We start from the raw sequence: 670 nt of genomic DNA on the forward strand, positions 1-670 counted from the left end.
CCCGGTACCGGGGATCACCGTTGGCCGGGAAGTACGGGTCCGGCCCACCTGCCTGCTGAACTGCCACTTCCGCGTCCGCTCCCTGCGCCGTACTGCCACTCCTCGCCGGTGTGCCGTCGTCCGGTTCGAAGGGGCAGGCGTTCAGGGACGCCATGCTTCGATCGGGTTTCCGAGCCAGCGGGTGTCGTCCGGGACGGACTCCGCGGCCATCACGAGCGACGCGGGACCCAGGGTCGTCCGGGCCCCGACCGTGCTGCCNNTCCCGCCAGGGCCCAGCGTGGCACCCTCACGGAGGACCACAGTATCCGTCCGCAAGATCCGGTCGTGGAAGAGGTGAGTCTGGAGCACACAGCCGCGGTTCACCGTGGCCGCGTCCTCCAGCGTCACCAGGTCCGTCTCCGGCAGCCAGTAGCTCTCCACCCACACGCCCCTGCCGATGTGCGCGCCGAGCCCGCGCAGCCACGCCGACAGCACCGGCGTACCCGGCACGAAACCGGCCAGCCACGGCACCGCCACCACCTCGACGAAGGTGTCCGCCAGCTCGTTGCGCCACACGAAACCGCTCCACAGCGGGTGCTCCCCGCCGCGGTGCCGCCCCACCAGCAGCCACTTCGCGGCCATGGACACCAGCCCCGCCAGCGCCCCCGCCCCCAGCAGCACGAACCCGGAC

The 670-nt window shown here is 72.0% G+C and carries 1 pseudogene; it reads right to left on the reverse strand.

Features of this window, described 5'->3' with window-relative positions:
- Window positions 1-141: 141 nt before the first annotated feature.
- Window positions 142-670: pseudogene (locus BZL64_RS34980) on the reverse strand (amino acid adenylation protein); the annotation flags it as partial.

The organism is Streptomyces bobili (genome assembly GCF_002154575.1).
Lineage (GTDB): Bacteria > Actinomycetota > Actinomycetes > Streptomycetales > Streptomycetaceae > Streptomyces > Streptomyces bobili.